Origin of the sequence: Robbsia andropogonis, assembly GCF_034047095.1 — a bacterium.
GTDB classification, from domain to species: domain Bacteria; phylum Pseudomonadota; class Gammaproteobacteria; order Burkholderiales; family Burkholderiaceae; genus Robbsia; species Robbsia andropogonis.
This window is the reverse complement of the sequence record NZ_CP139168.1, coordinates 1-13,116: the sequence shown is the minus strand read 5'-3', so window position 1 is coordinate 13,116 and position 13,116 is coordinate 1. Positions and strand designations below refer to the sequence as shown.

Here is a 13,116-nt window from a genome sequence, read left to right as displayed (position 1 = left end):
ATGAGTATTGCCATTGTGAATTGCTCGGGCAACGTCGGTAAGACCACCGTGACGCGCGAGTTGCTTGCTCCCCGTCTTGCGCATATGAGCATGCGACAAGTCGAATCGATCAACACCGACGATTCGGCGGGAGCGCCGGTCGAGGTGATGATTGCCGCCCGTTTTGATGAGCTGCATGCCGATCTGATGCGCGGAACCGACTTCCTGGTCGACATCGGCGCCTCGAATGTGGAGGAATATTTAAATCGATTGGGTGCGTCCACCGGCTCACAAGAAGACTATACCTGCTTCGTCGTGCCGGTCGAGCCGGAAAGCAAGCAGATGAAGGACACGATCAAGACGATCAACTTGCTTGCCGACTTGGATGTTGAGCCCGAACGTATCCGCGTGCTTCTAAACAAGGCGGATCTCGTTAAGAGCGAAGTACGCGAGGTGACACTGCGCCGCCAATTTGGCCAGCTTCTCGAACTGCAACAGCGTGCGGCGACATTTACGTTAAACCTGGATGCCTTAGTGCCCAGGAGCGATGTGTTCGCGCTCGCCGCTGCCGCTGGGCGCACGATTCACGATATCGCGACCGATGGAATCGACTACAAGGCGCAACTGCGCGATGCGACAAGTGAAGCGGAGAAAGACCGGCTTGTGCGGTTAGTGGCGCTCAAGCGCAAGGCGCTATCGATCGAGCCATTGTTGGATCAGGCCTTTGATGCCTTGATGGACGGAGTGCGGCCGTGAACGATCGCGCCCCTGAATCGGACAGTGCAGAGAAAGCATCGGTACGCCTGGGTAAGGTGATCGCCACGATGCCCGCATCGAACGAATTAGCGGTGCTCGCCGAAATCCTGATCGAGCAGATGAAAGTGGTGGATGCGCAGCACCATGTCGCCATGCTCATGGACGCTACCGACCAACGGCTTACCGCAACAGTGCAGGCACTGCGCGAGGAAACCACGCAGTGGTCAAAGCTCGTTGGCCAAGCGCGGCAGAGCTTCGTTGGCGAACTCGCGGCGAAGGCTGCGGACCAGGCGCGCCAAGCCGCGACGGCGGAAGTGGCCGACGAACTGGCACGGCTGCGCCTGGCGCTAGAGCGGCGCGACCCGATCAAGATCCGCTGGCCAGGAACGGCGCCGCTCTCGCCGCGCTTTGCGAGCATCCCTGTCGCAATTGCCTTTTGCGCGGGCGCCGTCGCTTTATGGGGCGCGTTGCACCTCTCGCACCTGCTCGGGCTATAACGCGGTGCAAATCAATATCGAATGAGTATGGAGAGATAAGATGCTCGAACAACAGCCAAAGCATGAACGGGTGAGCCGGGCTCGGAACGCCCTTCGCTGGAGCGCAGTCACGGGTGCAAGCGCGGCGCTCCTGGCGATGATGGTTATCAAGTGGCCGACGCTTTCCCAACGCGCCGCGCGCTGGACGAGTACGGCGAGCAGTGTCTGCGAGCTGAAATCGGGATTCTCGCCAGAGGGCAGCGCCGCGGTGCTGGTTGACGACGTGATCGACCAGGCGCATTCACGTGTGCAATTGGCTGCCTACACCTTCACCTCGCCTGATGTGGTGCGCCGGCTCATCGCAGCAAAGGAACGTGGCGTCGATGTGGCGGTAATCGCGGATGCCACCGAAAACGAACCTGGCGCAAGGATGGGGCCGAGCGCATTGGCGCAACTCGTCGAAGCGGGCATTGCGGTTCGCACCATCTCTTCGTATGCAATACATCACGATAAATACATTATCGCCGACGGTGAAACCGTGCAAACGGGGTCATTCAATTACAGCTTGTCCGCGGCGAGGCGCAATAGTGAAAACGTCATCGTGATCGCCAGTTGCCCTGCGATCGGGCGCAGCTATGAAACGCACTGGCAAAGCAGGTGGGAGCAGGGCGTGCCCTACAAGCCCGTGCGTTAAGGGCGTATTCAGGTCCCCAAGAACGATACCCCATGAGCCCGTAACGGGAGGTGATAAGACATGTCAGAAGATAAGAAACCGGTTTATGTGGTGGCCGATGCCGATCCACTCGCGCGCTACCTTGCTCGATTCAACGCCACGGGAGACTTCGCGCTGGCCGTTCGGCGCTTGATGGCAGCGGGCGTCGCGGTCTATCGCGTGGGCGATGTTTATCAGGTAGATGATGACGGTCGACCATTAAGCCAAGCCGAACGCGCGCAGTGGTTTATTTCGATTACCAACGAGATCGACCAACTCATACCGGAAGACCTGCTACCGAGAGCTGATACCGAGCGCGAGGCATGGGAAATTGCGGTGAAGAAGATTTTATTCTTGTTCGATCCTGATGATGAAGCCTGGATCGGTAGGAAAGGCGCGGCAGACAGATAGATAGCGCGGCGGTCACGGTCTCTAGCAATCGGGAATGGGAAGCGATGAAAAAGTCAATGATCACAGCGGCGGTAGTGAGCGCGGCGCTCATAGCGAGCCAGGCACACGCGGACGACAATCAGGATGCGTGCGGCGCGGTGTTGTGCCTTGCCGGTTTGATGACGGGTAGCGACGGGGGAGAGTCGTGCAGAAAATACGATGCGGATTACTTCTCCATCGTGCGCTTTCATCATGGTCACTTCGATCTGAGCGGCACGGCGACTGCACGTGGCAACTTCTTGGACCAGTGTCAATCCGCGGGAAGCGATGTAAAAGGCACCGTAAATTCGAAATACGGAACCGTCCAGCACGGACCTTGACGCTTTGCGATGAGCACCCACGATCGCAATACGAGCGCTGAGCCGACGCGCCGGGGCCGAAAAAAGCTTGCCGTGTCGCTTGGCAAGCCAATCAGCACGCGCTTGAATCATGAGCAATGGCGCACATTCAGCGAGAAGGTGAAGCACTCGGGTATGAGTTCTTCCGAGTTCTTGCGCGATTGCATTCTGACGAACCGCACCGAAGTGGTGGCGCGGCCGCCGGTCACGGCCGAGCGCCGCCGCATCATGTATGTGATCAATAAGACGGGCAACAACTTGAACCAACTCGCGCACGTGGCGAACACCGCGCGCTTGTCCGGCAAGCTTTCCGAAACGACTTTCGCGGCGGTGGCCGACGAGCTTGAAATGATCACGCAGTTGCTCAAGGCGCATTTGTATCGTGTTGATTAGGCCCTCCGGCCGTCATGACGGCGTCAAGCAGTACCTCGAGGACGGTCAGAAGATAGGTCGGTCGCTTAGCCGCGACGAGCTTGACGAGCGGGTGGTGCTCGCAGGTGACCTCGATCTGACCGACGCGGTGATTCAATCGATCGATGCGCCACCGCGCGTCTCGCGCTATCTGAGCATCACGCTCTCGTTCAAGGAGGATCACATCGATCGTCAAACGTTATTGCAAATTGCGCGTGATTTTGAGTCGTTCGCCATGCATGCGTATCGTTCGGACGAATATTGCTTCTACGCCGAGGCGCATTTGCCGCGTGTGAAGAGCTACATCGACCAGTCGAGCGGCGAGCTCGTGGAACGCAAGCCGCATATTCATATTGTTATACCGAAGACCAATCTTATTTCTGGACAGTCATTGCGGCCATTGGGTTTTGAAAAATACAACATCCAATACATCGACGCTTTCCAGGAGCACACGAATGCACAGTATGGGCTGGCCAGCCCAAAAGATAACCGCCGCACGGTGCTTAGCGATGCGTCGGAGATGATCAGCCGCTATCGCGGCGATCTGTTTCGCGCGAATGGTCGTGCCCTCAAAGAGCAAATCCTGGATGCGATGCTGGATCGCAATATCGTCAATTACGATGACTTCATGGGGCTGCTGGCCGAGCACGGTGCGGTGCGCATGCGTAACGCGGGGCACGAGGATGCCTATCCGAACGTCAAGCCCCACGATGCACCCAAAGGCACGAATCTGAAGGAATACGTCTTCACACCGGCTTTTATCGCATTGCCCACCCAGGAAAAGCTTCGCGCCTTATCCGCCGATGCAGCCGATCGGTACGAGGTGGGTGCCGCGCCGCGCGACACGCCGCAAGCGGCAACGGCGATACTCGATGAGTGGTACGCCACGCGTTCGCGCGAGGTCAAATATCTCAATAGCGGCAGCAGGCAGTATCAGCGTTACCAGGAATCTTCTCCTTACGACCGCGCGCTCATGCTCGCGGAACTTGAACGCGGTTTTTACGCACAACATGTAAAGGCATACCATGATGGATCAGACGACACCTTCTGGACAGTGGGATGGCGAGGCGCACGAGCCGATGACGGATTTGCACTCGATGCCGAGCCGTTCGATCCCGCAGATGGACGAGGCGAACGAGAGTTTGGCGTCGCAGGCCCCGGGTGGCACGACGGGTGGGAAAGGCGCGAAGAGCCCGAATGGCAAGACCAGCCAGCGCGCAGCGCCGATGGATACCTCGGTCTCGATGCACAGTTTGACGTTGTCGCAGGTGGGCCGCAGCCGTCGGCCGAGCCCTTCGACCTTATGCGAAACCTGCCCGGGAGCGCTCTGGACCGCCTCGGCGATCGATCTTCAGTGCTTCTGTCGCGTGATGCGGTTCACGAGCTGGAGCCAGAGTTCGCCGTACCCGAGGACAGCGTGCGATGGGGTGCAGATCGCGCTGGAGAGTTTGCAGCGCAACGAGTAGCGCCCCATAGTCCCGACGCGCTCCAAGCGTATCATCGTGCGCTTGAAGCGCGTTACGCCTTTGGAGATCCTTTTGTGGATCTACCAGCGATGCCGGCGGCGGATATGCCAGCAGCGGTGCCATTCCCGGATCACGAACAGACTGCGTATCTCGATCACTTCGAGGCCCGCGAGGCCGCCTTTGACTTTGGCGCGTGGTGGCCCGCTGCGCCACCTGATGACCAGCATAATCCCGCGTCGGACGCGGACGGCTCACGTCCATCATGGGTAGGCGATAACACTCGCCCCGAGGCGCTCCAAGCGTATCATCGTGCGCTTGAAGCGCGTTATGCCTTTGGAGATCCTTTCGTGGATCTACCGGCGATGCCGCCGGCGGATATGCCACCATCGGTGCCATTCCCGGATCACCAAGAGACTGGTTATCTCGATCACTTCGAGGCCCGCGAGGCCGCCTTTGATTTCGGCGCATGGCGCGCCCCTGCACCACCCGATGACCAGGGCCTTCCTGAGTCGACCCCGTATGGCTCGCGTCGATCACGAGAGGGCGACGATGCCTTTTTGCAGCACAGACGCACCGGCAGGGTATCGGACAACGTTGTGTCACAGCTCACCTACGATATTCGTGAGCGCAATCGCATCCGAGCGCAGAACAGCGAATTCACCGAGATACGGCGCACCCTAAGCGCGCAACGTGTGCTTGCAGAACTGTCTTATTCCCATGGCGTGCGTCCAGCCAAATATACCGTTGTCATGGGGCGCGACGGCAGTGAGCGCATTCGCGCTGGGCGGCGCGCGTTGAACGTCTCGGACTTTTTAACCAAGGAACTAAACCTTTCCTGGACCGATGCCGCGCCCATGCTGCGCGCGATGTACGCACGCCAACAGGCGGGGGAGCCGATTCCGGCGGTTCGCGAGTTGCCGCGCGCGGCGCTTTGGCGGCAATATGCACATTCACGTGAGGCGCATGTCACCGCCCGGCGCGAGGCGTGGCTGACGCAGCGAACCGACGAGCAGCAACGTCGCGCCGTGGTGCGTGGCCAGTTCGATGCCCAGCGCTTAGCCATCAAGCAAGACCCAAGCCTCACGCCGGCGGCAAGACGCGCGGCGCAGTCTCTCGCACGAGCCGATTATCTTGCCCGCAACGACGCGCTTGGCGAGGCCATCGCACAGGAGCGGGCCGCGCTCAAGGAACGGTTTCCCAGTGCGCAAGGGCCGAGCTTCGCGCAATTCTTACGCACCCGTGCCGATCAAGGCGATGAACAGGCACTCGGAGAGCTGCGCCGTACCACACCTGTGGTGCAACCGGAGGCCGATGCGGCTTTCAATGTGATTCGGGCCGATCAGGGTCACCCGCCCGAATACAACGCCATTATCTTCCGCGCTCCGGACCTTACCTGGTCAGTCGACGAGCGCGGCCACGTCACTTATTGCCAGGACGGTTTGGACGTCGTGCGCGATCGTGGTGCCGATGTCCAGGTTTTGCAAGTCAACCGCGGCGCGATCGAAGCCGGGCTGCGCCTGGCGCAGAGCAAGTTCGGCCACACGCTCGCGCTCTGCGGCAACGAGGCGTACCAACTGGCCGCTGCCCAAGTCGCGGTCGAAGCGGGCCTGCGAGTGCGGTTCAGCGATACACGATTAAATCAGGCGATGGACCAACATCGCAGCGCGCGCATCGAGCGTCATGTGCAAGACGTGCTCGGGACACCCGGACAAAGCGGACAGCGCACCGTGCAGCAAAGCCACGATCGGCCGATGCCGTTCGATGACACGAAACCAGCCCTATGACCCCGCGTAGCCCATACGCCGATGGCCGCCCACGGATTCTGACGGAACTCAGGGAGCGCCTGCAAGCGTATCTTGACCAGCCCGATCGTCACCTGCCCACGCTCAATGCGGCAAACGGCAGTGTCCGGCAACAACGTGTTGAGCGCCGCATCGCGTGCGTGCAAATGCTGCGCGCGATGCTCAAATACCTCGACTTGGCCAGCTTACGCATCGGCATCCCGCTGCATGAGGGGCGCTTCATGAGCTTGACAGTTCCGTTCTTGGCCAAACACGCGGGCCTGTCCCTTCGGCGTGCCGAACGGGCGATGCGAGACTTGTTGCGCGCGGGGCTGATCACCTCGCAGCAGCGCGTAGAGCATGGCCAGGACGGTGGATACCGTGGCCTGGCCGCCCTTCGTCAAATGCCCCCGGCGCTCTTTGCGGCCTTCGGTCTGGCGAAGTGGTTACGCCACGAACGCGGCAAAGCCGTTTTGCGCCGTTATCGGGCCGTCGCGCGCCAGGCCAAGGTACGACGCCAGCAAGCTACTGACAGCCGTGCAGCGGCGCGTTCCGCTCTGCCGCTGGCCGTCGCAGCACAGGGGCTCAAGCGTGCTTCCAAGGCCAAGGAGAGGCACGACCCAAGGCAAGATCATGGCGAAGCTGTCGCGCGGCGCGTCGGCTTGTTAAAACTGCGCCATCCGGAGTGGGACCGCGAGCGCTGTTACCAAGTCGCCTACGATGAAATCGGCCAGGGTGAACAGCTATGGTAATGGTGTACCTCTGCTGCGGCCTACCCATCTAACAATCTAACGACCGCTCGTCCTCGCCCACGCACGGCTTCGCGTCTCACATTGCGTCCCTGATGCCCATCGTTTGGCATCGCGTCACTTCCCGCTACCACTTATCCACAAAACCACCTCGCTCACGGCGAGGTTTGCGCGTGCGCCAATCTTTAGGTGTCGGTATGCCTGGCCGTTATGTGGCGGATGTTAATCAGGGCGTTTTTATCAGTACGCACGGAGGTAAGCAATCCGGTGCCAACGCGAACCTCATTGCACTGCCGAGCGCCTGTCGCCCAACTCAGACGCCTCAGACGTCATAAGGTCGGCATGGTACAGCGCGCATTCGTCGCGTATAGACAACGCGCTGTCGCGCACCGTCGGCCAAGCCGACCGGGTTCTCCAAGGGGTATCCCCTTGGAGCACGGGATATGGAAATGGAAATGCGTTAGCATTTCCGTTTACATATCTATCGTGCCTCCCGACGCTGCATTTTCTTTCTTAAGGTACCTCCACTTAACAACCTTGGTACAACTACGCAACGCCGATAGGTCAGCAGGGAGCGGGATCGCACAGCGCCGATACATCGATCAAGCGCAGATAGTGCAAAAGTGACAGTTTTTGGCTACCCTAGCCCTATGTCGACTCTTTGCCTTCGCACGACCATGGATACCGTTGCTCTCTTCGCTCGCTTTGATCAGGCCGCCGCGTCAGCCGAGCGGCCAAAGGCCGCTCAGTTGCGCGATATCTTCGAGCGCGTCGAGGCGCTGATCCGCTCCGGTGTCCGATACGCCACCATCATTGGCATACTCGCTGAGTTCGGATTGACATTCAGTTACAACACCTTTGCCGTCACCCTCAAACGCATTCGGCGGCAACGACGCAACCTGACATCTCAGAGAACGCAAACACAGGCCAGCACGCGCCCCACTGTCGATCAAACGCAAGCAGCACCTCGCCCCGCGCAAACCGTGCCATCCGCGACCGCCGTCGCGCCTGCTTCCGAGTCCGCCGGTCATGAACGGCGCACCATTGCTCGTGTGGGCATCACACTCCCTGAGGACTGGCGTACCGCCGCGCTCACGCGCGAGCAGTTGCGCGCCTTGACGTTTAAACAGAAAGTCGAGAGGGCGGAAGCGCAGACCAAACAGTATTTCCCTAACCCGTTCGACCCTGTGACGCCTGAAAAAAAATAACCCCGCATATGCGGGGTTATTAGGGCAGGGAGGGATTATTCTTCGACCATATCAGCCGATAGATCGGCGGTTGCGTCATCAGGGGTTTTCCAAACCGGCTTTACTTCCCGATTGCGCAGTACTTCCGGCAACCAGCCGCTATCGGCGAGGCGGATTTCCGCCGCTTGCGCTGCCTGCGTCTTTTTCATACTCGCCAGCGGGGCGGCGACTTCGGGCGATACGGCATGTGAAACCACGTCAATAATGCGCTGTTTGGTCACATGATTGAAATAGCTCGCGCTGGTTGCTTTCCAGTACACGCTCATGTCGAGTTCGAGCGCATCGGCCAGCAAATTGATATTGTGTGGCACATCGAACCGGCTCAAGCCATTGATGTTCGCTGAGACACAAAAGGCGAAGAGGTTCGCAAGGACATCGTCTGAGCATGAAAGCAGCCATGGCAGTAAATCGCTTACCTTGCTTGGCAACATCGCGCGCCACTTTTGGCGTTCGCCGTCGATGAACAGCCAAGCCTTGCTCGCGGCCATGTCGTCGGCTACTTGCAAAAGCCGGTCATGCGTGGGGCGAAACTCAACGTCCAAGGCATGTTGCCCTGCTGCGTGGTAATGTTCGCAAAAGACACGCGGCACCATGGCTGACATCAGGTAGGCGAGGGCGATGGTGGGCTGTGCCATCAGTTCCGCTTGCACTGCGGCAGTGCGATGGGCGCTCAGACGCTCGCAGAGTGTTTCTCCATGTAGCGGCTTGACCTTCGTGGGTGCAGTGGTTTGGGCTTCTGCGATACCTTGTCCTTCGGTGCTTGCATTGTCAGTTGGTTTGACAAGTCCGCGCTCGATCTGAAGTTCGCCGTATTGATCGACATAGACGTAAACTCCGGCACGGGATTTTTGATCCTCGGTCCAGACATCGAGACGCTGTGCATAGGCGTGGATAGCCGCACTGGCCTCGCGCAAGGCTTTTTCCAGATCGTCGCATTTCGCCTCGTCTGCTTCCACCTCGTCATCGTCGTAATAAGCGTCCAGTTGGGCGCGTGCTTCCTCGCGTACCTTTTCGAGCCTACGCGCCTCGGTTTTCTCCTTACGCGTGGCTTCTCGCTGCTCGGCCCGTAATCGACCGTAGCGCATGAGCGTCATTGCGTTGCGCTGGATATCGGTTTCCACCCAGGACCAGCCCTCGCGTTCCATATCACTGGCAATCGTAGTGAGTTTTTCAGCGGCGAGGCGATGAAGAAGGGCGATATCGCTAATATAACCCTTATGATTGGCATAACTAAACAAGTCACGACGCACAAAACCGCCTGCTGCCTCGTACTGATCAAGTCCGACAAATGCGGCGATGGGGTTGTCACTCGCATCGGTTTCTTCGGCGGTAATGACGCGACGGATTTCGTTGGGGGTGCGTTGCCAAGATTGCGCCGCGTCAAACCAAATACGCTCTTGTTGTTCGTGGTCGTCGCTTAAGGCAAGCGCGCTGACTTGCTCATAGGACATTGCATCGTCGCGGAAAATCTCTAGCAAAGCGGGCGCAACGCTGGCGAGTTTCAAGGCGCGTCGGACATCCCTTTCGGTGACGCTAAAACGCCCCGCAATATCCGCAATAGACCGGCCTTCAATGACAAGTTGATGATAGGCTTGGCATTGATCGGCGATATGCATGCCTTCCCGTTGGGCATTCTCGATGAGCGAAACGCTCAGGGCTTCGCCCAGGGTGACAACGCGAACGGGTACGGGCGTACTATCGTTGGCGCGGCCTTCGCTTTTTAGCAAGTTGAGCGCGGCTAATCGGCGCTGGCCAGCACACACGCCGTACGAGCCTTGCGCATCTTCGATGTCATGCACGACGAGGTTTTGTAAAAGACCTGTTATGGCGATGTCGTCAGCGAGTTCTCGAATACGGGAGGGCGATTTTTTGCGGACATTACGCGGTGAAATGCGTAGCGATCCAAGGGGAACATATTGCAAAGGTGAAGATAATTCAAAATTAGTAGTACCAATAGATGAAAGATCACTCATGATTTCTCTCGGTTAAAGACCACTGCGATGCGCTGAGGCCATGTGTTTATAGTAATAAAAAATAGCCTTTAAATCAACGATATTGCCGATGAAATAATTTAATGCGCCCTTTCATTTAATATGAAAATAAAATCAGAAAATCACGTAAAACCCTCTTTTAAAATAAGGCAAAAGAGATATCATCATGTCCTGTTCTGCAAGCAGCGGGACTTGTGCAAAGATATCGTCTCGCGCGTGCCGTCGCGCCCGAATCGAGGGCCACGGGGACCCATGCGTAGCATGGGGAGAGGCCCGGCCCGTAGCGTCAGCGCAGGGACGATTCGGAGCAGCCTTCGCACGTCACACGGGGTCGTCAAGCTTGGTCGGCGATCGCGTAGCGATCGTCGGGCAAGCGTGTTACCCCCGCGGCTTAGCCGTGGGGGGTGGAATAGGATGTGTGGATAATTAAAAAAGGCGCCGTCGTGCGATGTCGTTTTACAGTGTAAATGTCATTACGATATTGCGCGTACGGTTCATTTTTAAACCTGGAAGAAAACAATGGATAGCATCGTTCATATTGAAATTCGGCCGGAATGTTTGCAAGTCGCGCTCGAATGGATATCGCCGCGCGGTGCCGAGGTTCAAGAAGTCCTTCGTCGCGCCGGCATGACCCCACGCAGGGCGGCGCGTTTTTTGGGTCTTTCTGACCTAAATGGTCGGCAGGTGCGTCGATGGATTACTGAGGACACGACGATTCCGTATTCGGCGTGGGCCTTGCTTTGCGATGCTGCGGGATTGGGCCAGATATGGCGTGCAGGAAAGGAATGCTGAGCGTTTTGTAGGGTTAAGACGGCCGAAACATGCGTCAGTGCGTCACAAGCAAGCGGCCCCGATAGCTCGAGTAAAGGTGAAGGTGGAACCAACGCAATTGACGTCCATCCGCGACAAGAAGAAAGCAACTAACGGTCGAGATCAGTAACACTACCTAAATCGCTATCGATTGCGATGGCTCCGGGTGAATCATCACACAAACCGAGCGCATTGTCAGCAGTACCGCGTAGTGTACATCGCAAAAAAATGCATAACAAAGCGCAGAAAAAAAATAAAGTTCCGCCGTGAAACGGACGTTAAGCAGTATGACCCGTCTCGCGATATGCGACACGATGGGTTCACGCTAGGCGCCGGACCCGTCCGCGCGCTACCGGGGTTAGGGAAAAACAATTTCGTACGAGAGCCACCATGCGTTCCCTCACGTTGCGCAAGAAACTGCTTCTTCCTTTGCTCATTTGCTGTCTCGCGTTGACCCTGCAGGCTGTCATCAGTTCACTTCAGTTGCGCAATAGCCAGCTCGCCTCGCGAAAGCTGGATCTCGCACACGTCGTCGACACAGCGGCAAGCATTGCCAAGTTTTATGCCGACGAGGTGAGCAGCGGCAAGCTTACAGAAGCACAAGCCAAATCGCGTGCAATCGAGTCCATCGGTGCACAGCGATACGGTAGCACCGGTTATGTCACAACCGTTGGTACGAACTCGGTCGTCATCAACAATCCCTTGAGCCCAAAGATTAATGGCAAGGACATGTCCGGTTTCCAGGATGCACGCGGACAGTATATGTACCGATCTATCGCTGCTGCCGGCGCCATGCCTCGCGGCGAAGGTTATATCGAATACTGGTGGCCCAAGCCAGGCGCAACGGAACCGAGCCCCAAGATTGGCTATGTTGCTCGCTTTGAACCATGGCAAATGGATTTCGTCGCAGGGGAATACGTTGATGACATTAATGCCGAATTCTATAAAGGACTAGCCAAGTCGGCCGCCATGCTCGTCGTGCTTGCACTCGTGGTCGGCGCTGTCGCTTGGCGCGTATCGGCTCACGTGTATGGATCCATCGGTGGTGAGCCGGCCGCAGCGGCGCGTGTTGCACAGCGTATTGCGCAGGGCGATTTGACCGCGGACATTGACATGCGGCCGGGTGACACGAGTAGTCTGCTGTTCTCGCTCAAGGAGATGCGCGCGCAGCTGGCGCGCACGATCGCGGACATCAAGCGCTCCACGCAATCTATTGCGGTTGCATCGACAGAGATTGCATCGGGCAACGACGACCTCTCGGTGAGGACGGAGGAACAAGCTGCCGCGCTTGAGCAAACGACCGCAAGCCTGGATGCGCTGGTGAGCACGGTGGAAGTCAACGCAAAGAACGCCGAGCAGGGCGCGGTCCTGGCCAACACTGCATCGGAGGCGGCCGAGCGCGGCGGGCGTGCCGTTGGCGACGTCGTCGAAACCATGCGCGGCATCAACGAGAGTTCACGCAAAATCTCCGACATCACGAGTGTGATTGACGGCATTGCGTTCCAGACCAACATACTTGCCCTCAATGCCGCAGTGGAGGCCGCACGCGCCGGCGAAGGCGGGCGTGGATTCGCCGTGGTCGCAGGGGAGGTACGGTCCCTCGCGCAGCGCAGCGCGACAGCCGCCAAGGAAATCAAAACCTTGCTCTCCGCGTCAACCGCGCGCATCGACCAAGGCTCGGAACTAGTGGAGCGTTGCGGCACGACCATGACCGACGCCTTGCACTCGGTGGACGCGGTGACAAAGATCATGCGCGACATCGCGCAAGCCTCGTCGCATCAAACCCAAGGTATTGCAGAAATCGGCAAGGCGATTCGTCAGCTCGACAGCGTCACGCAATCGAACGCGGCGTTGGTTGAAGAGGCGGCGGCCGCCGCACAGTCGCTGGACCATCAGGCCGCGCGTTTGAGGGACGCAGTGGCGGTATTTGTTGTTGAGTAGCGGGTTGCC

Annotated in this window: 11 protein-coding genes; 10 read left to right on the top strand and 1 reads right to left on the bottom strand. The window is 58.4% G+C overall.

The window, feature by feature from the left end; genetic code table 11:
• From stbB to SJQ66_RS11740, 9 genes are all read left to right on the top strand, one after another.
• Window positions 1-735 (top strand): StbB family protein, encoded by a 735-nt coding sequence (stbB, locus tag SJQ66_RS11780; protein ID WP_320534368.1) that lies wholly within the window; start codon window positions 1-3, stop codon window positions 733-735.
• On the top strand, window positions 732-1,232 hold the full coding sequence (locus tag SJQ66_RS11775; protein WP_320534367.1) for a hypothetical protein: 501 nt from the start codon (window positions 732-734) through the stop codon (window positions 1,230-1,232). The genes stbB and SJQ66_RS11775 overlap by 4 nt, the downstream gene beginning before the upstream one ends.
• Before the next feature lie 40 nt (window positions 1,233-1,272).
• Window positions 1,273-1,905: a phospholipase D family nuclease gene (locus SJQ66_RS11770; protein ID WP_320533858.1), complete on the top strand. Its 633-nt coding sequence runs from the start codon at window positions 1,273-1,275 to the stop codon at window positions 1,903-1,905.
• A gap of 60 nt (window positions 1,906-1,965) precedes the next feature.
• A complete protein-coding gene (locus tag SJQ66_RS11765; protein ID WP_320533859.1) occupies window positions 1,966-2,334 on the top strand; it encodes a hypothetical protein in 369 nt (122 codons plus the stop codon).
• 44 nt (window positions 2,335-2,378) lie between these two features.
• Window positions 2,379-2,693 (top strand): TrbM/KikA/MpfK family conjugal transfer protein, encoded by a 315-nt coding sequence (locus SJQ66_RS11760; RefSeq protein WP_320534366.1) that lies wholly within the window; start codon window positions 2,379-2,381, stop codon window positions 2,691-2,693.
• Between the two features lie 9 nt (window positions 2,694-2,702).
• Entirely contained in the window at window positions 2,703-3,104 is a 402-nt protein-coding gene (locus tag SJQ66_RS11755; RefSeq protein WP_320533861.1) for a plasmid mobilization protein, read from the top strand.
• Window positions 3,094-6,372: an LPD7 domain-containing protein gene (locus tag SJQ66_RS11750; protein WP_320534365.1), complete on the top strand. Its 3,279-nt coding sequence runs from the start codon at window positions 3,094-3,096 to the stop codon at window positions 6,370-6,372. Before SJQ66_RS11755 ends, SJQ66_RS11750 begins: the two co-directional genes overlap by 11 nt.
• Window positions 6,369-7,121: a hypothetical protein gene (locus SJQ66_RS11745; RefSeq protein ID WP_320534364.1), complete on the top strand. Its 753-nt coding sequence runs from the start codon at window positions 6,369-6,371 to the stop codon at window positions 7,119-7,121. The genes SJQ66_RS11750 and SJQ66_RS11745 overlap by 4 nt, the downstream gene beginning before the upstream one ends.
• Window positions 7,122-7,795: 674 nt before the next feature.
• Window positions 7,796-8,326 carry a hypothetical protein gene (locus tag SJQ66_RS11740; protein WP_320533864.1) on the top strand — a complete coding sequence of 177 codons (531 nt, stop codon included), beginning with the start codon at window positions 7,796-7,798 and terminating at the stop codon, window positions 8,324-8,326.
• 35 nt (window positions 8,327-8,361) lie between these two features.
• Here SJQ66_RS11740 and SJQ66_RS11735 read toward each other — a convergent pair whose 3' ends face one another.
• A complete protein-coding gene (locus tag SJQ66_RS11735; RefSeq protein ID WP_320534363.1) occupies window positions 8,362-10,338 on the bottom strand; it encodes a ParB/RepB/Spo0J family partition protein in 1,977 nt (658 codons plus the stop codon).
• A 1,218-nt stretch (window positions 10,339-11,556) separates the two neighbouring features.
• Between SJQ66_RS11735 and SJQ66_RS11725 the strand changes: the two genes are divergently transcribed.
• Window positions 11,557-13,107 (top strand): methyl-accepting chemotaxis protein, encoded by a 1,551-nt coding sequence (locus SJQ66_RS11725; protein ID WP_320534362.1) that lies wholly within the window; start codon window positions 11,557-11,559, stop codon window positions 13,105-13,107.
• Window positions 13,108-13,116: the final 9 nt, after the last annotated feature.